Origin of the sequence: Cytobacillus pseudoceanisediminis (assembly GCF_023516215.1) — a bacterium.
In the GTDB taxonomy this organism is placed as follows: Bacteria; Bacillota; Bacilli; order Bacillales; family Cytobacillaceae; genus Cytobacillus; species Cytobacillus pseudoceanisediminis.
In genome coordinates this window covers 1879015-1902220 of record NZ_CP097349.1, presented here as the reverse complement: position 1 = coordinate 1902220, position 23206 = coordinate 1879015, and the positions used below count along the sequence as shown (strand labels likewise).

Here is a 23206-nt window from a genome sequence, read left to right as displayed (position 1 = left end):
CGTGAGTCCGAACTTGGGCGACCTTCGGACAGTAGAGGAAGAAACCGGAGGGTGTGAGTCCGAACTTGGGCGACCTTCGGACAGTAGAGGAAGAAACTGGAGGGCGTGAGTCCGAACTTGGGCGACCTTCGGGACAGAAGAGGAAGAAATCAGTCCGAACTGGCCATTTCTTTAGAGGGAGAAGAAACCAATGGGGATATGTTCAAAGAATGTCGACTATGGAAAATGCATAAGGGTCAAGGGCAAAGCAGTGCTGCAGTTACGGGATTAGAGTAATAACTTAAAATAAAATATTTAAAAGTTTAGTATTGTCTGAATATTATTTATATGGTATATTGTATACCAAGAACTAAGAAACGAAACCACAGGGAGGAATTCAATCATGCCAAACATCCATTTTGTCAATAGCAACAAAACTCTGGAAGTGCCTGAGGATTCTAATATATTAAGAATGTCGCTCCGCTATGATGGAGATCTGCCAAATCGCTGCGGCGGAGGAATTTGCGGTACTTGTGTTTTTAAAACTGAAGAAGGAGCAGAATACCTGGACAACGTAAAAATCCAGGAAAGAAGGAAGCTGGGAGAAGAATGGCTGGGGAAAGGCTATCGTTTAGGCTGCCAGACATTCGTTACAGACGGGGATATCACCATTTCATGGGACGATGAAGTTACAGATCAGGTGAAAAAGAGAAAGCCGGATAAATTAAAGCAAACCGTTACAACAGGAAAATGAGATTGCGAATACTGCATTCTGTAATGGATGAAATAACGTCATTTGCCCATTACAGAATGTAATAGTATATAGAATCCCAATAAAATAGAAGAAGGTGACATTATGTGGGTTTGCAGCACACATTTAAAAGAAGCCATGCAAATATTAAAAACTCCTCATATTCGAAAAGCTCCATATGAAATCAAATGCTCACTTTGTGAAAATCAAGCTTTCGCCAAAGTCTATTATACTCACCGCTCATTTAAATTCACTAAACAACTATATTCTTCATTAAAACAAAGTGTTTCCCAGGAGGCATAGTGATGGAAGGGGTAAAAAAGGGAATTGAAGAAAGACTGGAAGAGCTGAATATCCAGCTCCCTGTATTGGCTGATATCCGAATGCCTTTCGAACCGGGCGTTATCTCGGGCAATACAGTCTTTTTATCCGGACAAACACCCAGGGTAAATGGCGCGCAAAAATATGCAGGAATTGTCGGGGAAGATATCTCAATCGAGGAAGCAAAGGATGCAGCAAGAATTTGTACGCTGAATTTGCTGTCAGCCCTTAAAGGGATCATTGGAGATTTAAATAAAGTAAAAAGAATCATCAAAATGGATGGATACGTTGCCTCAACAAGCAGCTTTAAAAATCATCCTATAGTCATTAATGCTGCATCAGATTTGCTTCATGACATTTTCGGCAAGGAAAATGGACATGCCCGCAAAGCTGTGGGGCTTGCCTCCCTTCAGGCGGAGCCCCTGTAGAAATTGAAATGATCGTTGAAATAGAATAACTTCCGAACAAGGGCTGCTCAGATATTGAGCAGTTTTTCTATTTATTCTCCATATATAAAATGCTAGCATACTTTCAAAAAGGAGATGGAGGATGTAAGCCCAAATAAATTAATGTAAGGGTTTTCATGTTATCCAGCTTTAAATCTGCTATATTTAAATAAATATATAAGATAACCTGAGAATAGGTGATTCATATGAAGAGTTTTCTTTCTTCTTTAAAAAATTCAATACACTGCGAAACCAGATTTTAGCAGTGTTTTTAAGCGTCATGCTGTTTGTCCTGGCATTTGTTTCACTCGTAGTCTATGACCAATTAGGCGGCTTTTTCAGGCAAAATGCGGAACGCCAGATTCAGCAAACTGCTGCAGAAGCCAACGGCAGAATGGAAACGCTTTATAAACAGATTGATACTCTGACTAATCAGCTCATGACCAATAGCACTGTTCAGCAAATGCTCCTAAAGATGCTTGAAGGGGAAAGCATGGATTATGGAAAATTGGAATCCCTGATAAAAATCATCAATAATACATATGCCTACTCAGATGGAATATCTTCAATTGAACTGTATAATGCAGAAGGCAAAAGAATTTATCCATTCGATGGGAAAAATATTTTTAAAGTCATCGATTCAAAGTGGGTGAAAGCCGCTGACAAGGAAAAGGGGAAGCTTGTTTGGACTGGGAAGGATAAGGGAAACACCAGCTATTCCGCAGCCATACGGAGAGTCAGTCTGATGGATCGCTGGTTCTCGAATGGCGGTTATCTTGTCGTCCGTATTTCCAACAGTTATTTTCAGGTTCAGGGCAATAATGAAGAAAACGGACAAAACGATTATATGATGCTTCTCGATCGCGACTTAACACCCATTACTTATGATTATGGACTCGACATAAAAAGCATTATCCAGCAAGAGGAAAAATCGATTATGATCCGTGATCAGGAATATATGGCTGTTACTGAAAAGTCAGCTCTGACAGGCTGGACTTTTGTCATCCTGAAGCCGATGAGTTTTCTGCTGCAGGGCGTTACGAAAGTTCGAGCAGTAATCATTTTAGCAGTTTCCATTGGATTCTTTTTATTTGTCATTTCCTCCATAGTGCTTGCCACCATGATCACCAGACCGATTAAAAAACTGACTAATACGATGAAAAATGCCAAAATGGATGAATTAAAACTGAATCCTGAGAGTAATTCCTCACTTGAATTTATTGAATTAAATAACACCTACAATAAAATGGTTGAAAGGACCAACCACTTAATACAGGTTGTTTATGAAAAAGAATTGCTTCGGTCCCGAACGGAGCTGAAGGCACTGCAGGCCCAAATTGATCCGCATTTTCTTTACAACACTCTAAACGCACTTTACTGGTCCCTGGAGGAGAAAGAGGAAGAGGAATTGGCTGAGATTGTCATTTCAATGTCTGAACTTTTCCGATATACAATCGGGAATCGCAGATCTGCTGAATGGGTTACCATACATGATGAACTTGATCATATTGAACGGTATATGCGCCTAATGAAAATGCGGCTTGGCGAAAGACTGTTATGGAAAATTGCTGCACCGCCCAAGCTCCTTGGTGTGAAAATACCAAAACTGATTATACAGCCATTAGTTGAAAATGCTATACAGCATGGAATTGAAAATAAGAGAATACAAGGAACTGTCCTTATCAAATTAGAAGAATCAGCCGGTGGGGACTCGGTCAAAATCACGGTGCAGGATAACGGCCCGGGGATTGATCAGATAGAGCTTCATCAGTTAAACGAGGAGATAAAAAAAGAGAATGTTTCTTCATTTAAAGGGATTGGGATGGCGCTGACAAACGTTAACAAAAGGCTCAGCCTTTATTATGATGCCTATTCCCTTGGCGGTCTTCATCTGGAAAGTGAGTTGGGTTCAGGCACTAAAGTTGTGTTCGTAATACCTGCGGGGGAGGGAAATAAAGGTGAATACAAAGATAATCTTAATAGTGGATGATGAAGAGACAACAAGACAGGGGCTGAAAAAGACACTGGAAGGATGGTCAGCAGGGAGACTTGAGATTCTAAGCGCAGCTGATGGACAGGAAGCTTTAGAGTTATTCCAGAGGACCAGAGTGAACCTGCTTATTACAGATATATGCATGCCAGAAATGGACTGGTTTGGCACTGCTGAAAAACATCAGAAACCAAGGATACAAGCCGGCTGTCATGATAATTTCAGGCTATCCTGATTTTGAATATGCCCAGGAAGCCATCCGGCTTGGTGTTCTCAACTATCTGGTCAAACCACTGCGGAAGGAAAGTCTTATAAAGGCAATTGAAGAAGCCCTTGAAACGGAAGAACATATGGTCAGGGCAGATTATTTGGAAAAAGTCGCAGATCAAGGCCTGCTTGAGCTGGAAGCAAAAAAGAGTATGTAAATTCATCTGTCAAACAGGCCATTGCTTATGTGAACGAAAACCTTCCGGGACAAATTTCTCTCAAAGAAGTCGCTGATGCAGTGCATCTGAATGCCAGTTATTTTAGTGCGATGTTTAAAGAGCAGACCAGCATTACTTTTAGTGAATATTTGACAAGAAAAAGACTGCAATTGGCGAAAAAGCTGCTCATAACCACGGATTTGCCAATAGATGAAGTGGCCCGGCAGGCCGGGTATCAAACAGCCAAGTACTTTATTAAACTTTTTAAAGACTCGGAAGGTGTGACCCCAAGCAAATACCGGAAGCTGACCGAACTTGATGAAACTCCCATCTAAAAATAGTGGAATTTTTCCCAATCGCGGTTACCTTACCGCGATTTTTTAGTGGTGTTATCATTAGAATTGTTAGAATAATTAAGAAATAGGGGTTAGGAAAATGCTTAAGAAAGCGCATTCATTAATACTTATTGCAGTGCTGATCCTGGCAGCAGCGCTCGCAGGATGCAGCGGAAACACCGATACGGCCAGTGGTGAAAACGGTTCCAAAAAAACCATTAAATTCATGCACTTATGGCCGGCAGGAAGCTCCAAGCAGCAAAATCAGATTGTTACAGATATTATTGAACAATATGAAGCCGAGCATGAAGATGTGAAAATTGAAGTCGAAGTTCTGGAAAATGAACAGTACAAAAATAAAATCAAAGTTCTTTCATCTTCTAATGAATTGCCGGATGTAGGGTTTACCTGGGCAGCCGGATATATGACCCCATTTGTGAAAGGCAATCTATTTGCAGAGCTGGATGATGTACTGAATGATGGTTTGAAGGAATCTTTTGTAAGCGGGACTACGGAAGCCTACGCTCTCGATGGAAAAACCTATGGTTTGCCTCTTGAGCTGAACATTGCACCTATTTACTACAATAAAGAAATTTTTGAGAAATATGATCTTGATGTACCCCACACTTACAGTGAGTTTGAAAATGCTGTTAAGACATTGACAGACAACGGGGTTGCCCCGATTGCACTTGGAAATAAAGACCGCTGGACAGGATCCTTGTGGTACATGTACCTGGCAGACCGAATTGGCGGGGCTGAAGTTCTTAATAAAGCTATTGACCGCTCTGGTTCGTTCGAAGATCCGGCACTGGTATCAGCTGCTGAAGAAGTTCAAAACCTTGTCAAAGAGAACGCATTTAATAAAGGCTATAATGGACTTTCAAATGACGAAGGAAAGGCTGAGTTCCTGAACGGCAATGCGGCAATGTATCTAATGGGAACCTGGGAGCTCCCTAATTTTACGACGAATGAAGAAATTCCGCAGGATTTCAGGGAAAACGTTGGATTCTTTAAATTCCCGACCGTTGACGGAGGCAAAGGAAATATCGACAGCTGGGTGGGCGGCCCGGGAGTAGGGTTATTCGTAGCTGAGAATTCAAAGGTTAAAGATGAATCAAAAGAATTTGTAAAGTTCTTTGTTGAAAAATGGGGAGAGCAATCTGTTGAAAAAGCGGGTGTAATTCCTGCCACGAAGGTTGATACCGGTAAAGTGGATCTTCCGGAACTGTATATTGATGTTTTAAATGAGTTAAATAAAGCCAGCAGCTTAACCTTATTTGCTGATGTCCAAATGAGTGCTTCGGTTGCAGAAACACATTTAAACCTTATCCAATCACTGTTCGGCAATGAAGTAAAACCAGCTGATTATGCCAAACAGCATGAAGAGGCTCTTAAGGCTGAGGAAGGGAATTAACAGCCTTCCCGAAAAAGGATATATCTGCTGTTGGGGTATATCCTTTCTAATTCTAACAGGAAGGAGCTGAAATGAAATGAATAAAGTGCTTTCCAATAAAAAAGTCATCGCACTGTACATCACACCTGCCCTTTTCCTGGTCCTTACGCTGATCTATGTGCCGATTATACAGACAGGCTACTATGGTTTAATGAAATGGAATGGCATTGGAGAAATGGATTTCATCGGCCTAAAGAATTACAAGGTACTGATGAAAGATGCACTCTTTTGGAAAAGTGCATTGCATTCCTTTTCGCTGGCCCTGTTTTCTGCATTAAGTCTGATCGGCTACTTGTTCATTTCCATTATCCTCGCCAGTAAAATCAAAGGTGCAGATTTATTAAGGAAGATATACCTGATCCCCATGCTGCTGGCATCAGTCGCAATTGCACAGCTTTGGATGAAGATATACCACCCTTCAAATGGCATGCTGAACACAGTGTTAGTAGCTATCGGCATTGAAGATCCGCCTGCATGGCTAGCGGATGCCAATCTCGCACTCTATGCCATCATTATACCAATTATATGGCAATACGCCGGTTTTTACATTCTCATTTATTATGCAGCATTAAAAAATATTCCTGAATCACTTGTTGAAGCAGCAAGAATTGATGGGGCTTCTCCCTTGCAGATTGCCCTTAAAATAAAGCTCCCTTTGATTATGAATGTAATTAAAGTAACAATTGTTCTAGCAGTCGTAGGCTCGCTGAAATACTTTGACCTGATCTATGTCATGACCGGAGGCGGTCCGAATGGAGCAAGCGAAGTAATGGCGTCTTATATGTATCAGAAAGCATTTAAGGGTTTTGACTTTGGATATGCGAGTGCCATCGGATTTTTCCTGCTGGTCATTTGTCTTGTTGTTACTTACATCATCCGCAGATATACAGCTGCTAATAAAGATATCTATTAATGGAAGGGAGGAAAATGTATGGAAACAGTAAAACCTGATGGCGCCCCGCGCATAGGAAATGGACTGGACACAAAGCTTGTCTCAAAACCAATTGTGAACCGTTTAGCATATGGCATCATGTATGTGTTCCTGGTTCTTGTCGCCGTGTTTCAGATTTTCCCGATTATCTGGCTATTTCTTTTTTCCCTGAAAAGCAGCCAGGAAGTATTCAATATGTCTCCATTCTCATTGCCGGAAAACCCTAAATGGGAAAATTACGCAAAGGTTTGGACGGAAGGAAATATCAGCCTCTATTTTATAAATAGTGTAACGTACACCCTTGCAGCTGTCATTCTGACTGTTGTTTTAGCCAGCATGGTTACCTTTGCCATTACGAGAATGCATTGGAAAGGCAACAGGCTGGTGCTGGGACTGTTTATGGTCGGTTTAATGATACCGGTCCATTCAACTTTGATCCCTTTATTCAGCACTTTTACCAATACCAATCTGATTGATAATCCGATATCCATTATTCTAACTTACACAGCTTTCAACCTTCCAATCACCATTATGATTTTGCTGGGCTTCTATGAAGCTTTGCCAAGGGAGGTAGAAGAAGCAGCAGTCATGGATGGTGCATCCATCCATCATATTTTCTTTAAAATCACTCTGCCTATGACGATGCCGGTAATGGCAACGGCTGCGATTATTAATATGATTTACAACTGGAATGAATTTGTATTTGTGAATACATTTATCAGTTCGGATAGCTTTAAGACACTTACAGTTGGAATCCAGAATTTCATTGGCCAGTATACTACGGATTGGGGTGCTATAGGTGCCACACTGGTCATCAGCATCCTGCCAATATTAATTGCCTTTCTGATATTAAGCAATCGCATCGTTGAGGGGATAGCATCTGGCTCCGTTAAAGGCTAATCATCCAAAGCAGAGGAGGTGATAAACATGCAAAGTACGCTGGGCAAGCTATTTACAATATGTGAATGGATCATGAAGCTTGCTTATGTTAACTTGCTCTGGCTGTTATTTACGGCGGGGGGCTAATTGTATTTGGCTTCATGCCGGCAACTGTATCTCTCTTCACTATCGTCCGCAAGTGGCAGATGAAACAGACAGAAGTGCCTGTTTGGGATACTTTCCTATCAATCTATAAAAAGGAATTTACTAAATCTAATTTGCTTGGTTTCATACTTGTTATCTGCGCGGGGTTCATTCTTTTGGATTTGCATTTTGTAAATGGCTTAGAAGGGGTTCTGCAGTTGCTGTTTTTCGTACCGATGCTGATTATATCAGCTCTTTATTTCATTACTCTGATGTATATTTTTCCGGTTTATGTACATTTTGATTTAACAGTAACCGAATATATAAAAAATTCATGTTTACTTGGGATCCTTAACCTGCATCTTACCCTGATCATAGCAGCCTCTGCCGGATCCATCATTTTTCTGCTTTTGTACAGTCCTGCATTTATTCCCTTCTTTAGCGCTGTTTCCATTACATGGATTTTGATGTATGGGGGAATGTACAGTTTTAGGAAGATTGAAGCGAGGCAAAAGCGCCAGCAGCCTGAACAGTTCAGTCATTCGGGCTTAAGCAGACATATTTAAGGAATAATAAAATGAAAGGTATGGTCAAATGGCACTTATACGCAATCCGATTTTAACAGGATTTAATCCTGATCCGAGCATTTGCCGGGTGGGAGAAGATTATTATATTGCTGTTTCCACTTTTGAGTGGTTTCCCGGTGTTGGAATCTATCATTCTAAGGATCTGAAAAATTGGCGTCTGGCTGCAAGGCCATTAAGTCGGATAAGCCAGCTGAATATGACAGGAAGTCCGGATTCAGGCGGGGTTTGGGCACCTGCTTTATCCTATCACGATGGCCGGTTCTGGCTTATTTATACGGATGTAAAAGTGGTGGATGGCCAGTGGAAGGATTGCCATAATTACCTTTCAGTATGTGAAAGCGTAGAAGGGGAATGGTCTGATCCTGTGTATTTAAATAGTTCAGGCTTTGACCCTTCTATGTTCCATGATGAGGACGGAAAAAAATATTTGGTCAACATGGTGTGGGATCACCGTGCCGGCCATCACAACTTTTACGGAATCGCTTTGCAGGAATTTGACGTACAGAAGCAAAAGCTGAAAGGGAAAGCGGAGGTCATCTTCAAGGGGACTGATATCAAACTGACAGAAGCACCGCATTTGTATAAAATCAATGGTTATTATTATTTGCTGACTGCTGAAGGCGGAACTAAATATGATCATCAGGCCACCATTGCGAGATCAAAGAACATAAGGGGGCCATATGAAGTACACCCTGAAAATCCGCTCATTTCATCTTTCGGGTCACCGAGGAACCCTCTGCAAAAGGCCGGTCACGCCTCAATGGTAAAAACTCATACAGATGAGTGGTTTCTTGTCCATCTTACAGGACGCCCCTTAACAAGAGAGGGTCATCCCTTACTTGACCCGCGCGGTTATTGTCCTCTTGGAAGGGAGACTGCCATACAAAGGCTGGAATGGAAGAATGACTGGCCTTATGTAACTGGCGGGAACGAGCCTGCCCTTGAAATAGAAGGGCCAAAAATTAAGGAAGTAAAGTGGGGAAGAGATTTTCCGGAAAAAGACGATTTTGATAGTGAAACCCTAAACCTGCATTTCCAGAATTTAAGGATTCCGCTCGGTGAGAATATTGTTTCTTTGAAGGATAACCCTGGCCATCTTCGGTTATATGGGAAAGAAAGCTTAACATCCAAATTCACACAGGCCTTCATAGCGAGAAGATGGCAGCACTTTTCTTTTACTGCTGAAACAAAGGTGGCATTTGAGCCCGAAACCTTCCAGCAATCTGCCGGTCTCGTTAATTATTATAATACTGAAAACTGGACGTCATGCCAGGTCAGCTGGAATGAAGATAAAGGACGAATCCTGGAATTGGTGTCATGCGATAATTTTACTTTCTCCCAGCCGTTAAAAGGGAGTGAAATTGAAATCCCGGCAGAAGTGAAATATGTTTACCTTCGTGTAAATGTCCATATCCATGAATATAATTATTCTTATTCATTCGACGGTGAGAACTGGACAGAACTTGCAGTTCCTTTTCAATCTCATAAATTATCGGATGATTACATAAAGGGCGGCGGTTTTTTTACAGGTGCATTCGTCGGCATGCAATGTCAGGACACTTCCGGCCAAAATCAATTTGCCGATTTTGATTACTTTGTTTATAAAGGCGAATCTTAATCATAAAATGGGGCTGCTCAAGTATTGAGCAGTTTTTTCTATATAATAGAGAAAAAGGATTCTATTCACTTTTAACGAATTAATGTACAAAAGAATCGGAGGGAGGATTTTATGCAAACTTTAGAAAAACTTAAGCACAGGGTTTGGTATCAAACTCCTGTTTCAGAAACTGACCGTCCTATTTTAGGGGCTGTGGTCGGGGATCGAATGACTTTGATGATTGATGCAGGCAATTCTGAAGCACATGCTCAATTGTTTTTAAGCGAGCTGGAGAAACTGCGAATACCTTCACCGAGAATGGTGGTCCTGACTCATTGGCACTGGGATCATATTTTCGGCCTGCCTGCACTGGATATTCCATCTATTGCTTCTAATCTCACCAAAGCTGAAATGGAAAAGCTAATCCCTTACCAATGGACAGATGAGGCATTGGATGAACGTGTGAAAAGCGGAATCGAAATAGAATTTTGCGCGAGCGCTATTAAGAACGAGTATGGTAATGATCGAAGCATTAAGGTTAAACTTCCAGATATCACTTTTGAGAATATTCTTGAAATCGATCTTGGCGGTGTGAGCTGCCAACTGCAAAGAGTCGGCGGGGACCATTCTCCAGACTCGGTGGTGGTATATATAAAAGAAGAAAAAATATTATTTCTCGGCGATGCGATTTACGCGAATCTTTACGCAAGTAAATGGAATTACACGGCAGACTGTGTGCTTCAGCTATTGGATGCACTGGAACAGTTTGATGCAGATACATATATTTTGTCCCACGGGACTGCCATCTCAAAGGCAGAGTACCAGGTGGAAACGGCCATGCTCAGGAAGGCAGCAAGACTAACAGAAGAATTCGAAGGACAAATGGAAGAAATGAAGAATGCCTATCAATCCAGTGTCAATCGTGAACTGAATGGCAATGAGCTAGAAACGATACAGTACTTTGCAAATGGCTATGAACTAAAAGGGCCTTCAACAGGATCAGATATTTAAAGTTCTGCATGTTTTAAAGGCTATTTTTGTGAAGTCTCCTTCTTTCTAAATACCTTCGTTTAATTTGCTGAGTTGATTGGAGCTGAGGTCACTTGACTCCAGCGGGAGGCTTACGTCCTCCCCGCTGATTTCAAAACCAAAAACAACAATCTATGAGAAAAGACCATTTTATTAACAATAACCCTATTCCAGGAGGCTATCATGAATAGATATTCTGTTAATCTTTCAACCGTTTTTACAGAATTTCCTTTTTTGGAGCGGTTTAAAAAAGCCCGTGAAGCTGGTTTTGTTTATGTGGAGTGCCAGTTTCCATATACATTTACAATAGAAGAAATCAAAGCAGAGCTTAAGCAAAATCAGTTATCGATGGACTTAATTAACCTGCCGCCAGGTCAATGGGAAAAAGGGGACCGTGGCCTGGCAGCAGACCCCGTACGTATAGAGGAATTTAGAAAATCAGTTGAAAGGGGGATCCGTTATGCAAATGGCCTTGGAGTTAAAAAGATACATTGTATGGCGGGGATACAGCCAGACAATAATCTGGAAGTATTTATAGAAAATCTCCTTTATGCGGGCACTGCAATGTCTAGGCATGAGATAACCCTATTAATTGAGCCTATCAACCCATTCGACATGCCTGGCTATTTCTTAAATGATATCCAGCAGGCATCAGACATAATCCATCGTGTCGCTTTGCCGAATGTGAAGCTTCAATTCGACTTTTACCATATTGAAAGAATTTATGGCCATTCTCTTTCCATGTATCAAAAATACGCTGAGCTGGTTTCGCATGTGCAAATTGCTGACCATCCGGGCAGACAGCAGCCAGGGACAGGTGAAATGAATTATACCGATATTCTTCAATATTTGAGTAAACACTATCGAGGCTTAATTGGTCTTGAATATAATCCGCAAGGCAGAAGTGAAGAGAGTTTTGCCTGGCAGAAAGGGGTGATATCATGAAGATTGGATTTATTGGAACAGGAGTAATGGGCTCGCGGATGGCCAAGCGCCTCCTGGGCAATGGCTTTCACGTCATCGTTCATAATCGGACAATTGAAAAAGCACAGCCCCTTATTGATCTGGGTGCCTTTTATTCGGAAACGATCAGCAATCTGGCCAGCCAATGTCAAGTCGTGTGTACCTGTCTTTCTATGCCAGACGATGTGCTGAACGTCTATACAGGTAAAGAGGGAATCATTCAAAGTGCCAAGCCTGGAACGATATGCATTGACTTCACATCGGTAGGGGCAGACACGAGTAAAACTATCTTTGAGATGACAGATGCAAAAAAGATCAGTTATCTGGATTGTCCGGTTAGCGGAGGTCCTGAAGGAGCAGAAAGCGGGACATTAACGATCATGGCAGGCGGCGGAAAAGTGGCTTTTCAAAAAGTTAAGCCGGTACTGGAGATGCTCGGTGACACCATAGAATATCTGGGACCTTCGGGTTCAGGCAGCATTGCCAAGCTGATTAATCAGTATCTTGTTGCTGTTCACTCTCTGGCTGCATCAGAGGCAATGGTAGCCGGATCTGCTTATGGGCTGGATTCCGAACAGCTCTTAAAAGTGCTGGAGACAAGCTATGGCGACAGCAGAATCCTGCGCAGGCATATGGAACAATACGTATTCGATCGCCACTTCACACCAGGAGGGGCTGTGAAATATGTCCACAAGGATGTCCGGCTTGCCAACCAGCTTTTACAGGAAGCCGGCTTAAACCAATTTACCGGGCAACTGGCTGAAAAAGCATTCCAGACAGCCGCTGAGCAAGGCCATGGCGATCAGGATATGTCGGCAGTCATTAAGCCTCTTGAGGAAGAGGCCGGAATTATGGTGAAGAGGAAGAAATAATCAGCGGAGACAGGAAGGCTCAGTTACTTCATTTGGTATGTATAGCAGAAAGCCGGTGTAAGCAAACTGACCGATATAATTTAAATGCTGGGTTAAACCAAAATTCAGGCAGATAAAAACCAATGATAAAAACCGAACTTTCCGAAAAACCTTCTTCCGGTCTTCTCTAAAGGAGCTATTCCTATTAAAATATCAGTATTTTCTGCTATAATGATAATCTGAAATAATAGAGAAACCGGGAGAGCAGCAATGAAACGCAAAAAAAGCAAAAAGCGTACAAAACGCAGATCAAATGTAGCATTCCTGTTATTTTTTTTGGTTCTGATTTTTGTCTTATTTGATCAATTCAAGCAGCTTAATATTAAGGAAACAGCGGTATCCTTACTGCCTAATACGGTGTCAAGGGATGTTCAGAATTATACGCCGATCCTTCAGAAGGAATTGAAGGAAGTTAACCTTGAAGAATATACTCTCGTATTAGCCGCGATCATGCAGCAGGAAAGCAAAGGGAAGGGCGGGGACCCGATGCAGGCTTCGGAATCAGCTGGATTGCCCCCGAATTCCATTCAGGATCCGGAACAAAGCATTAAGCAGGGTGTTAAACACTTTCAGAAAGCACTAAATTATGGCAGTCAGAAAAATGTAGACTTCCCTGCCGTTATCCAGGCCTACAATATGGGAATCGGATATATTGACTTTGTTGCAGATCAGGGCGGAAAACACAGTGAAGAAATCGCGAAAGAATTCTCACTCAAACAGGCCGAAAAAATCCGGAAATTTATAATTGCGGAGGCGACAAGAATAATTTCCGCTATCCATACTGTTATGGGGATTTTACTTATACAACAAAGGTAACCGAAAATATTGAGATACTTACAGCAAGTGACACAGGAAAATCCGGAGAATTTAAATCAGTATGGTAAAAAACATAATAATATTATGGTAAACTAAAACCGCACTTAGCTAATAAGTGCGGTTTGTTTTTTCAGTGTCTGCTTTTGCTCATATACATCCACAATCTCGAGGCATTGACCTTTCAAATCGAAAATAAAATCTTCATTTATAAAATTCGATTTGAAAAATACTTTGTCATCTGCAATGGTAATGGGTTTTACTTCATATTTATATAACGCCCCATATTTCTTTGGCATAGTCACAAATAGTTTATTTTCCCCCCAATGGACCGCAGCATATAATTCATGCGCCCGGTATTCTCCTGTCAGCATTCTCCAGGGAACGGGATCGTTTGAGTATGCTAACCTTTGAGGCATTCGCACCTTTTCTTTTAAAGTGATGCGGTATAGATCCTCACAGATTTTGTCTGCTGGAGTGATATTCATATTACTCAAGATGACGATAGTCAGATCTTCTTTAAAGTTCATTAACAGTTCATTTGTAAAGCCATTAATATCCCCAGAGTGTCTCGCTGTCCCTTGTTCGCCGTTAATAAACCAGCCATACCCATAGCCCCCAGGGTTGGCAGTGAACATTTTTGATGTCATACATTTGTTTAGCAGCAAACCATTCTGCAAAGCTTCTGTACATTTAAATAAATCCTCTGCAGTGCTGTACATTCCATATGCTCCCTGAGGGATGCTCATAGCGACATACTCTGGGTGAATGGCCTCTTCCCAGACCGAATGACCGGAAGCCAAGTCCGTTACAATCTTACGGCCATTATCAATTCCTGTATTTTTTAATTGAAGAGGTTTAAAAATATTCTCCAGGAGGAATTGTTCATAGGGTAAATCTGAAACTTTTTCAATTAAAGCAGTTAGCAGTAAATATCCTGCATTGCTGTATTGCATGTCCTTACCGGGCTGAAATTGCAGAGGCTTCCTCTTAATCCAATTGATGGATTTTTCCAGACTGGAGGGCAGACGCATGAATTTTTCCCAGTATTCAGGAGAAAAGGTAAAATCGGCTACGCCTGATGAATGACTTAATAAGTGATGAATGGTCACACCTTTTTCAGCAGGAAAATCATTAATATAAGTATGAATCATATCAAACAGATTCAGCTTCTTTTGCTGGTGAAGCAGAAGAGTAGCTGCTGCCGTAAATGACTTTGTCAAAGACCCAATGCGGAATTTGGTAATAGGAGTGTTTTCAATGGCATATTGATAGCTTGATAGTCCATATCCTTCATTCAGGATGACTTTGCCTTTATGGGAGGCAAGAACACATCCATTAAAATAATTGCCCTCAGCAAGAATGTCCATATACTCGTTATTTGCTGTTTTTGGTCCATAGGAATTTCCACCTTTATGTATAATTCGTTTACATTCTTCATATATATTGGCTGTTGTCTGATTTTTCTCCTTCCTTGAAAAATTAAAGATTTATAAGTTTTTACATAAAAAGTGAAACCAAATGGCATTTCATTCGTCTATATAGACGTGCAGCATTTATTAATGGGCAACACCCAGCTTAGGCTGTGAACTGCACTTACTCTGTTTAATAGTCATAAAAAGAGCATTTAATCTGGACATGCTTGACATTTTATTAAATGCGAGTATAGTTATATTCTTGTGCAGTGCTTTTTGGATGTTCATAGATTCTTAATATTTATCAGGTAAACTAATAATTATTGGGCTGATTGCCAACATAAGATTTTTAAATTACTAGCAAAGTATGTTAGAATAAAGTGCTAGAAGGCAGGTGTATGATTTTGAATACTTTACTTCATAAAAGTCAGGATATATTAAATAAATATATTGGCTTTTTCTTTTTAGCAGTATTTCTGCTCTGGATGAAAACGTATATTACTCAAATGACACAATTTAACTTAGGCATTGAAAGTGCCTTGCAGCATTTCCTTTTATTCATCAACCCGCTGGGGTCTTCATTGCTGTTTTTAGGAATTGCATTCTTTTTCAAAGGCAGAAGAAAATATATCGCCTTGATGGTAATGTATTTCTTGCTATCGTTCCTGCTGTTTGCGAACGCAGTGTACTATCGTTTCTTTAATGATTTTATTACATTGCCGACTTTGACGCAGACACAGAACTTTGGTGACGTCAGCGGAAGCATCAGCTCATTATTACAGCCGACTGATATCTTTTTCTTCCTTGATTTCATCGTGCTTGCCGGCTTGCTTGTATTTAAAGTTGTAAAAGTGGAAACAAAGGATTTGACGCGCCGCAGATCAGCAGCATTAATTTATGCTTCTCTGGCCATTTCATTTGCAAACCTGGGATTGGCTGAAACAGACCGCCCTGAACTTTTGACAAGAGGTTTTGACCGCAATTACATTGTTAAGTATTTAGGCATGTACAATTATACGATTTATGATGCAGTACAAAGCACGAAGGCATCCGCGCAAAGAGTTATGGCGGATAGCAGTGATACAACCGAAGTCATCAACTTTACAAAATCGAATTATGCTGAACCGAACCCGAAGTACTTCGGAAAAGCGGAAGGCATGAATGTGATCTACCTTCACCTTGAATCCATTCAGACATTCTTGATGAACTATGAACTGCACGGTGAAGAAGTAACACCATTTTTGAACTCACTGATTGAAGAAGAAAATACAACGTATTTTGATAACTTCTTCCATCAGACTGCACAAGGGAAAACAGCTGATGCTGAGTTTATCCTTGAAAACTCCCTATATGGATTGCCGCAGGGTTCTGCCTTTACAACAAAGGGCATGAATACCTACAATGCAGCACCAGCAATTCTGAAGGATAAAGGCTATACTTCTGCAGTTTTTCACGGTAACTCGGGAAGTTTCTGGAACCGTAACGAAATTTACAAATCCTTTGGCTATGACAACTTTTTCGATGCAGGATATTATGATTTAAAACCAGAAAACATGGCTGACTATGGTCTAATGGATAAGCCGTTCTTTGAACAATCCATGCCGTATCTTAAGTCACTTAAACAGCCGTTCTATTCTAAATTCATTACTGTGTCCCATCACTATCCTTATCATATGGATCAGGAACTGGCGACAATTGAGCCTCATACTACTGGTGACAAATCAGTGGATAATTACTTCCAGACAGCCCGCTATGCTGATGAAGCACTTAAACAGTTCTTTGAGCAGCTTAAAGCTTCCGGCCTGTATGAGAACTCAGTGATTGTCATGTATGGTGACCATTATGGTATTTCCAAGAACCATAATAAAGCAATGGAACAAGTGCTAGGCAAGGAAATTTCAGCGTTCGATAGTGCCGGTCTACAGCGTGTGCCTCTATTCATCCGCGTACCTGGCATGGAAGGCGGGGTAAACCATGAATTTGGCGGTCAGATCGACCTGATGCCAACATTGATGCACTTGCTTGGCATTGATACTAAACAGTATCTGCAATTCGGTACAGACTTATTATCAGAACAGCATGATGATCTTGTTCCTTTCCGTAACGGAGATTTCATGAGTCCAACCATTTCATCTGTTGACGGAAAGTTCTATGACTCAACAACTGGTGAACTGCTGGATGAAAGCCGTTTTGAAGAAGCGAAAAAACTTCAGGAAAGTGCCGAGCAGAAATTGGCGCTATCTGATAAAGTCGTAAACGGAGATCTTCTCCGCTTCTACACACCGGAAAACTTCGAACCGGTTGATCGTTCAAAGTACGATTACAAAGCAGAAAGCAATGGGGTCAACAAGAAGAACGAAGTAACTGAAGAAATGGCTGAAGAAGAGCCAGCTGATAAATAATTCAAAAACTGTCTGCGGGAAATCCTGCGGGCAGTTTTTTTGCTGGATAACTCCTCTATTCGAAAATAAATAAGTCACATACCAAACTAAATACTTTTATAAAGCAGGTAAAATCAAATAAACAAAAGTAAGGGTGTTTACTTTGATTCAGTGTGGAATACCATTATGCATTAGCTAAATCTGGTTCAAGCCTAATATTATGTGATAAATAACCATTCAACCTTTATAATTAAAAATAAAAAGATACATTTCTAGGGGGATTAAGATGAGGAAGCTTGCTGGCAAAAGGATTGCACTTTTAGGTTCTCGGAAAATAGAAGAAATTGGCAAATTGGTGGAGAATCAGGGAGGGATTGCCTTCAGCAGGCCAGCCCAGGGGACAACACTGCTCAAAGACGATAAACTCCAGGATCATGTAAGACTGCTAATAAAGGAAAGCTTTGAATGGATTATTTTTACTACCGGAATCGGGGTCGAAACCATATATCAAACGGCTCTTGATATGAATGAGGGTGACGCCCTAATCAACAGCCTGCAAAAAGCAAATATTGCAGCAAGGGGTTATAAAACCGTTAATACTCTGAAAAAACTTGATATCACACCTTCAGTGCGGGATGATGACGGAAGTACGGCAGGCTTAATCCGAGAGTTCTCAGCTCATTCCCTAACAGGCCGGAAAGTAGCCCTGCAGCTTCACGGGGACCCGGCACCACGCCTTAAACAGTGGCTGGAAGATAACCATGCGGACTATGAAGAAATACTGCCATATACCCATATTCCTCCTGATGAAAATGTAATGAATCAGCTGCTGTCCGAGCTCCTTGACGGAAAGCTTGATTCAGTATTTTTCACCAGCACACCTCAAGTAAGGAATTTATTCACCTTCGCCCGGAAAAAGAAGGCAGATACGCAATTGAAAAGTTGTCTATCAGAACAGGTTGTGGCTTTATCAGTTGGAAAAGTAACTGCACAAGCTTTACATGAAGAAGGAATTGAAAGAGTCATTTTTCCGGAAGCCGAGAGGATCGGGAGTGCGGTTATTGAATTAGCCCGTTTTTATAATTAAGAAGTCATTTAAGGACTAATTTGTAAAAATAAATAAGCTTCTAGAGCGCAGAATATACTCTTGAAAGGGGCCCCTTTAGGCTCCTTTTTAATTAATTCATGGATATACTAATTTCAAAAAATCATAAAAAATATATTGAAAATGCATACAAGGGATGATAATGTTACAACGTAAACGTTTTCGCACCAAAAATAATACATCAATTTTAAGCAGGTGGGATATGACTAATACCATCAAAGATGTTGCCAAAAAAGCAAATGTCTCCATTGCAACCGTTTCCAGGATTTTGAATGACCAGGGAGGCTATTCGGAAAAAACAAAATTCAAGGTTCTTAAAGTGATTGAAGAGCTGGGATACCAGCCAAACGCAGTGGCAAGAGGATTAATTAACAAAAGAACACATACGATTGGGGTGCTTTTCCCGAAGCTTTCCAGTTCTCTGGTTACCGATCTGCTGGATGGCATTGAAAAGGCTGCAAATGACAATGGTTCCAGTGTGATCGTCTGCCATACAGAATCAAATGGCGAAAAAACGATGAAATATCTCCAGCTGCTTATCGAAAAAAGGGTAGACGGGATAATTTTTGCAAGTGAAATATTAAAAGAAGAGTATTATCAATTTGTAGCTAAAACCAAGATGCCGATTATTTTGCTTTCAACCGAGTCCTATGCGTACCCTGTGCCTTTTGTAAAGGTCAACGATTTTCATGCAGCATATGCTGCAGCCAAGTATTTAATCGGCAAGGGGCATACCAAAATTGGAATGATAAGCGGAAAAAAGGATGATATCATCGCGGGGATTCCGAGGATTGAAGGCTTTAAGAAAGCTCTTTCAGATCATGGCATATCGCTGGGTTCCGAAAATGTTGTGTTCAGCAGGGGATTTGCATTTCCTGATGGGATCGAGGGCTTGAAAAAGCTAATCGGGCAGTTCCCGGATGTTACAGCGATATTTGCAGCAAGTGATGAAATGGCTATCGGGGCCTTATCAGCAGCTTATCAATTAGGAATTAAGGTCCCGGATGAGATATCTGTTATGGGGTACGATAATTTAAACCTTGCTGAGATGTCCATTCCGCCGCTGACAACAGTGGGACAGCCTCTCGCAAAAATGGGTGAGGCTGCCGCAGAAATGCTCTTTACCATAATGGAAACTGGCGAAATTCCGGAAAGCCGGATTATGCCGCATAGAATCATTGAAAGAATGAGTGTGAAAGAGAGGAAAAAATAACTCTCTTTTTCTCGGCTTAATTACGTAAACGTTTACGTAATTGAGAGCTAAATAACAAATAACAAATTTAAATTCAATGTCCATTCCTTTCCCGATCTTCATTCAGCAGCTTGTCATGCAAACGAGTGCCTGGGGTATGGATGAGCTGCTTGGATTGATCATTTTGTATATCGCTTTCAATCTTTCCGATATTATTTTTATCTATATTGGCTATATTCGTGCTATTCCTGAATGCAACGGTGGCAATCATCACAAGTCTTGGTGCATGGAATGACTACATGCTGCACCTCGTTTTGATCAGCGACCGGAAAATGGCCACACTGCCGCTACTCCTGTATATTTTCCAAGGCCCATTTCAGCACAGATCTTTCATCTGCGTCCTGCTTAATGGCACTTGCACTATGATTATTATGTATACCTTTGCCTAGAAATGGATTATAAGCGATGTAATGAAAGGTTTTATAAAATAAATATTATTCTTAGATCGGAGTTGTAATAAATTGAACAAAACATGGTGGAAAGAAAGTGTCATTTATCAAATTTATCCAAGAAGCTTTAATGACTCCAATGGGGATGGGATTGGAGATATCAACGGAATCACTGAAAAAATTCCTTATCTAAGCGAACTGGGGATCGATGTCATCTGGCTATCCCCCGTTTACCAATCGCCTAATGATGATAATGGCTATGACATCTCAGATTACCGCAATATCATGGACGAGTTCGGAAATATGAATGACTTCGACGGTATGCTGGACAAAGCCCATGAGCACGGCATCAAAATCATGATGGATCTCGTTGTCAACCACTCAAGCGATGAACACCAGTGGTTCCAGGAATCACGAAAATCCAAAGATAATCCCTACAGAGATTATTATGTTTGGAAGAAAACAGACAACGGCGAACCTCCTACGAATTGGGGCGCTGCGTTTGGCGGAAGTGCATGGGAATATGATGAAGAAACACGTGAATATTACCTGCACCTTTTCAGTAAGAAACAGCCTGACTTGAATTGGGAAAATCCTGTATTAAGAAATGAAGTGTATGATATGATGCGCTTCTGGCTGGACAAAGGGATTGATGGTTTCCGCATGGATGTCGTCAATTTCATTTCAAAAGATACCAGCTATCCACAGGGGGAGATTCGTGAAGGACACAAATATGGGGACGGCAGCAAGTATTATATGAATGGACCAAGAATTCATCAATTCCTGCAGGAAATGAACAAAGAAGCCCTTAGCCCGTATGATACCATTACGGTTGGGGAGATGCCGGGTGTAACAGTAGAAGAAGGCAAGCTCTATACAGGCAAAGACAGAAATGAATTGAATATGGTTTTCCATTTTGAACATGTAGGGCTTGGCGACGGGCAATACGGCAAATGGGATCCGCGTCCTTGGAAACTGACTGAATTGAAAGAGATTTTCAGCAAGTGGCAAAAGGGTCTGGAGGAAGATGGATGGAACAGCTTGTACTGGAGCAACCATGACCAGCCTCGTGCCATCTCCAGATGGGGAAATGAATCAGAGGAATACCGCGTTATTTCTGGTAAGATGATTGCGGCATGTCTGCATATGATGCAGGGGACGCCTTATATTTACCAGGGCGAAGAAATCGGCATGACAAATGTAAAGTTCACTGATATCAATGATTACCGTGATATCGAAACGTTAAATGCATACCGTGATCTTACACCGGATTCCCTAACACATGATGAAATCTTTAAAGGCATTCATGAGAGAGGCCGGGATAATGCGAGAACGCCTGTTCAGTGGGATGCCAGCCCGAATGCAGGCTTTACCGACGGAACGCCTTGGATTAATGTGAATCCAAATTATGAGAGAATTAACGCTGAAGCAGTGTTTAAAGATGAAGATTCCATCTTCCATTTTTATAAAAAGCTCATTCAGCTTAGAAAGCAAAATGAAGTGATTGTTTATGGCACATTCGATTTAATCATGGAAGAAGATGAGCAGATCTTCGCCTTTACAAGAACTCTTGGAGATGACCAGCTGCTTGTGATCTGCAACTTCAGTGAAGAAACTCCTGACTTTAAACTTCCAGTCCATGTCCGGTACTCTTCTAAGGAACTGCTGATTTCCAACCTGAATGCAGATGAAAATGAAGAAATTGAAAATCTGCCACTCAAGCCTTATGAAGCTAGAGTGTATCGTTTGAAGAAATAAAGATAGGGCCTGTTTAGGGCCCTTATTGGTGTTAATAAACAGACATTTTCCTTTGATCGATTTACAAGCTGGAAGCTGATTCTTTCTAATTACAAGAGTGACAGGGGAAAAAATGAAGAAGTATTGCTTAGAGGACCATTGAGGTTCTCTTTTTTGTTGACATATTCTTATTAATAAATATTATTATGTTAAAACATGGAAGGGGCCATTTCAATGAATTTATTAGAATATTCCTGGGTTGGCAGTGAGGAGCCTTACCTGGATGAAATAAGCATTCAGCATATCGGTAGAATGGTATTAGGGCGTTTCGGCGGAAACAGGAATGCTGGGCAAAATAAAAATGAAGACGGCTGCCTGTTATGGACAGGTAATAACGAAGATTGGGAGTTTACTATTTTACTGGATGCCCATACTACTGCGGAAAGCGCTGAGTTAGTTATTCAAACGGTCAAATCAATGAAAACGGAAATCATTGCTTTATTAGTGCTGCCGCCCCGGGAAGTGTTTGAACAAGTTGGCGGATTACTGCTTAAACAATTTAAAAGTCAGGGTTTCAAGGAGGAATGCAGAAGGATTAAAGGTGAAACAGCTTTTTTATGTGTGATCAGAAAAGGCTCATTTCTTTGGTGGCTATCGATCGGGGATTGTATTCTGCATTTATTCCACCCTGAACTGGCTGCATTTAACGAATATCAGCAAAACCACCGAAGTTTTTATGAATGGGTGGGCAAAGTCAATACGTTTGATTTGCCGGTTCCCTGTTATAGCTCGGGTACAAAGGAGCTCAGAAGAGGCAGGAATCATATTTTTTTAACAACAGATGGGCTGACGGAATGTCCCAACACCAACTTTGCTGAACCAAGAGAAATATTTAATCTTTTTAGCTTATTCGGGAATGAGGATGGGGTCCGTGAGCTATTAAAGATAATAAAAGATAGGGATGTCCGGGACAGTACGACCATCATATCCTGGATAATTGATGCAGAGCATGAAGGATGCCAGCCCAGCGGCTGATTTTACTGAAACTTGGCAGTAAAAGGAGATAAAACTGGAGACAAGAGACTCAGAATGAATAACGTCGAAAAAGAAGCCTCCACTCTAAGGAAAAGGGTTCCGTTTCGGGGTGATTTATTGGATAAAGGGCATAAAAATGACGTGTGAATTGGCACAGGTCATTTTCCTATAAGGTTTTTAACTTATTTTATGTTTTCTAGACTTTATAATTTATAATGGAACGATAAATATTGTGCAAATAAAATGTAGTGCCAAGATGCTGTCAATTTCAATGTCACTTGGACTGCCGCAATTTCTTACTCATATTGAACAAACGGGGCAGGTTTATATATGATGGT

20 protein-coding genes and 1 pseudogene are annotated in these 23206 nt (G+C 41.0%); 19 read left to right on the top strand and 2 right to left on the bottom strand.

The window, feature by feature from the left end:
* Positions 1-105 precede the first annotated feature (105 nt).
* The 14 genes and pseudogenes from M5V91_RS10150 (at position 106) to M5V91_RS10085 (ending at position 13557) form a co-directional block, all read left to right on the top strand.
* Positions 106-276: a hypothetical protein gene (locus tag M5V91_RS10150; protein WP_251175190.1), complete on the top strand. Its 171-nt coding sequence runs from the start codon at positions 106-108 to the stop codon at positions 274-276.
* 106 nt (positions 277-382) lie between these two features.
* Positions 383-733, top strand: coding sequence for a 2Fe-2S iron-sulfur cluster-binding protein (locus M5V91_RS10145; protein WP_009330441.1), 351 nt, complete (start codon positions 383-385; stop codon positions 731-733).
* Positions 734-1035: 302 nt separating this feature from the next.
* Positions 1036-1479, top strand: a complete 444-nt coding sequence (locus M5V91_RS10140) for a RidA family protein (protein ID WP_284522079.1) — start codon at positions 1036-1038, stop codon at positions 1477-1479.
* 283 nt (positions 1480-1762) lie between these two features.
* Positions 1763-3487 carry a sensor histidine kinase gene (locus M5V91_RS10135; protein ID WP_284522078.1) on the top strand — a complete coding sequence of 575 codons (1725 nt, stop codon included), beginning with the start codon at positions 1763-1765 and terminating at the stop codon, positions 3485-3487.
* Positions 3456-4247 (top strand): annotated as a pseudogene (locus M5V91_RS10130) (response regulator transcription factor). The gene M5V91_RS10135 and the pseudogene M5V91_RS10130 overlap by 32 nt, the downstream one beginning before the upstream one ends.
* Positions 4248-4347: 100 nt before the next feature.
* Positions 4348-5661 carry an extracellular solute-binding protein gene (locus tag M5V91_RS10125; RefSeq protein WP_217025103.1) on the top strand — a complete coding sequence of 438 codons (1314 nt, stop codon included), beginning with the start codon at positions 4348-4350 and terminating at the stop codon, positions 5659-5661.
* Positions 5662-5737: 76 nt separating this feature from the next.
* A complete protein-coding gene (locus M5V91_RS10120) occupies positions 5738-6613 on the top strand; it encodes a carbohydrate ABC transporter permease (protein WP_251175191.1) in 876 nt (291 codons plus the stop codon).
* Between the two features lie 18 nt (positions 6614-6631).
* Positions 6632-7531 (top strand): carbohydrate ABC transporter permease, encoded by a 900-nt coding sequence (locus M5V91_RS10115; protein ID WP_251175192.1) that lies wholly within the window; start codon positions 6632-6634, stop codon positions 7529-7531.
* A gap of 140 nt (positions 7532-7671) precedes the next feature.
* Positions 7672-8220, top strand: coding sequence for a YesL family protein (locus M5V91_RS10110; RefSeq protein WP_284522077.1), 549 nt, complete (start codon positions 7672-7674; stop codon positions 8218-8220).
* A gap of 28 nt (positions 8221-8248) precedes the next feature.
* Complete coding sequence (locus tag M5V91_RS10105; protein WP_251175194.1) at positions 8249-9859, top strand: glycoside hydrolase family 43 protein; 1611 nt, start codon at positions 8249-8251, stop codon at positions 9857-9859.
* A gap of 111 nt (positions 9860-9970) precedes the next feature.
* Positions 9971-10849 (top strand): MBL fold metallo-hydrolase, encoded by an 879-nt coding sequence (locus tag M5V91_RS10100; protein ID WP_009330432.1) that lies wholly within the window; start codon positions 9971-9973, stop codon positions 10847-10849.
* Between the two features lie 201 nt (positions 10850-11050).
* Positions 11051-11812: a hydroxypyruvate isomerase family protein gene (locus M5V91_RS10095; protein ID WP_251175195.1), complete on the top strand. Its 762-nt coding sequence runs from the start codon at positions 11051-11053 to the stop codon at positions 11810-11812.
* A complete protein-coding gene (locus M5V91_RS10090; protein ID WP_251175196.1) occupies positions 11809-12702 on the top strand; it encodes an NAD(P)-dependent oxidoreductase in 894 nt (297 codons plus the stop codon). The genes M5V91_RS10095 and M5V91_RS10090 overlap by 4 nt, the downstream gene beginning before the upstream one ends.
* 249 nt (positions 12703-12951) lie before the next feature.
* Positions 12952-13557: a lysozyme family protein gene (locus M5V91_RS10085; protein ID WP_439649965.1), complete on the top strand. Its 606-nt coding sequence runs from the start codon at positions 12952-12954 to the stop codon at positions 13555-13557.
* A 104-nt stretch (positions 13558-13661) separates the two neighbouring features.
* Here M5V91_RS10085 and M5V91_RS10080 read toward each other — a convergent pair whose 3' ends face one another.
* Entirely contained in the window at positions 13662-14924 is a 1263-nt protein-coding gene (locus M5V91_RS10080) for a serine hydrolase domain-containing protein (protein WP_284522076.1), read from the bottom strand.
* Between the two features lie 443 nt (positions 14925-15367).
* Between M5V91_RS10080 and ltaS the strand changes: the two genes are divergently transcribed.
* From ltaS to M5V91_RS10065, 3 genes are all read left to right on the top strand, one after another.
* A complete protein-coding gene (gene ltaS, locus M5V91_RS10075; protein ID WP_019382751.1) occupies positions 15368-17371 on the top strand; it encodes a lipoteichoic acid synthase in 2004 nt (667 codons plus the stop codon).
* Positions 17372-17636: 265 nt separating this feature from the next.
* Positions 17637-18437, top strand: coding sequence for a uroporphyrinogen-III synthase (locus M5V91_RS10070; RefSeq protein ID WP_019382750.1), 801 nt, complete (start codon positions 17637-17639; stop codon positions 18435-18437).
* A gap of 220 nt (positions 18438-18657) precedes the next feature.
* On the top strand, positions 18658-19668 hold the full coding sequence (locus tag M5V91_RS10065) for a LacI family DNA-binding transcriptional regulator (protein WP_009330424.1): 1011 nt from the start codon (positions 18658-18660) through the stop codon (positions 19666-19668).
* 73 nt (positions 19669-19741) lie between these two features.
* Here M5V91_RS10065 and M5V91_RS10060 read toward each other — a convergent pair whose 3' ends face one another.
* Positions 19742-19918, bottom strand: coding sequence for a hypothetical protein (locus M5V91_RS10060; protein ID WP_157888535.1), 177 nt, complete (start codon positions 19916-19918; stop codon positions 19742-19744).
* A 250-nt stretch (positions 19919-20168) separates the two neighbouring features.
* On the opposite strand from M5V91_RS10060, the gene M5V91_RS10055 reads away from it, so the two are divergent.
* Together M5V91_RS10055 and M5V91_RS10050 are read left to right on the top strand one after the other, a co-directional pair.
* Positions 20169-21854, top strand: coding sequence for a glycoside hydrolase family 13 protein (locus M5V91_RS10055; protein ID WP_019382749.1), 1686 nt, complete (start codon positions 20169-20171; stop codon positions 21852-21854).
* Between the two features lie 213 nt (positions 21855-22067).
* Positions 22068-22868 carry a PP2C family serine/threonine-protein phosphatase gene (locus M5V91_RS10050; RefSeq protein ID WP_019382748.1) on the top strand — a complete coding sequence of 267 codons (801 nt, stop codon included), beginning with the start codon at positions 22068-22070 and terminating at the stop codon, positions 22866-22868.
* Positions 22869-23206: the final 338 nt, after the last annotated feature.

Bases quoted from the DNA above. Each gene is read 5' to 3' on its own strand.
- M5V91_RS10145 (WP_009330441.1), top strand. From the start codon at position 383: ATGCCAAACATCCATTTTGTCAATAGCAACAAAACTCTGGAAGTGCCT.
- M5V91_RS10140 (WP_284522079.1), top strand. From the start codon at position 1,036: ATGGAAGGGGTAAAAAAGGGAATTGAAGAAAGACTGGAAGAGCTGAAT.
- M5V91_RS10125 (WP_217025103.1), top strand. From the start codon at position 4,348: ATGCTTAAGAAAGCGCATTCATTAATACTTATTGCAGTGCTGATCCTG.
- M5V91_RS10120 (WP_251175191.1), top strand. From the start codon at position 5,738: ATGAATAAAGTGCTTTCCAATAAAAAAGTCATCGCACTGTACATCACA.
- M5V91_RS10115 (WP_251175192.1), top strand. From the start codon at position 6,632: ATGGAAACAGTAAAACCTGATGGCGCCCCGCGCATAGGAAATGGACTG.
- M5V91_RS10110 (WP_284522077.1), top strand. From the start codon at position 7,672: ATGCCGGCAACTGTATCTCTCTTCACTATCGTCCGCAAGTGGCAGATG.
- M5V91_RS10105 (WP_251175194.1), top strand. From the start codon at position 8,249: ATGGCACTTATACGCAATCCGATTTTAACAGGATTTAATCCTGATCCG.
- M5V91_RS10100 (WP_009330432.1), top strand. From the start codon at position 9,971: ATGCAAACTTTAGAAAAACTTAAGCACAGGGTTTGGTATCAAACTCCT.
- M5V91_RS10095 (WP_251175195.1), top strand. From the start codon at position 11,051: ATGAATAGATATTCTGTTAATCTTTCAACCGTTTTTACAGAATTTCCT.
- M5V91_RS10090 (WP_251175196.1), top strand. From the start codon at position 11,809: ATGAAGATTGGATTTATTGGAACAGGAGTAATGGGCTCGCGGATGGCC.
- M5V91_RS10085 (WP_439649965.1), top strand. From the start codon at position 12,952: ATGAAACGCAAAAAAAGCAAAAAGCGTACAAAACGCAGATCAAATGTA.
- M5V91_RS10080 (WP_284522076.1), bottom strand. From the start codon at position 14,924: ATGGACATTCTTGCTGAGGGCAATTATTTTAATGGATGTGTTCTTGCC.
- ltaS (WP_019382751.1), top strand. From the start codon at position 15,368: ATGATTTTGAATACTTTACTTCATAAAAGTCAGGATATATTAAATAAA.
- M5V91_RS10070 (WP_019382750.1), top strand. From the start codon at position 17,637: ATGAGGAAGCTTGCTGGCAAAAGGATTGCACTTTTAGGTTCTCGGAAA.
- M5V91_RS10065 (WP_009330424.1), top strand. From the start codon at position 18,658: ATGACTAATACCATCAAAGATGTTGCCAAAAAAGCAAATGTCTCCATT.
- M5V91_RS10060 (WP_157888535.1), bottom strand. From the start codon at position 19,918: ATGATTGCCACCGTTGCATTCAGGAATAGCACGAATATAGCCAATATA.
- M5V91_RS10050 (WP_019382748.1), top strand. From the start codon at position 22,068: ATGAATTTATTAGAATATTCCTGGGTTGGCAGTGAGGAGCCTTACCTG.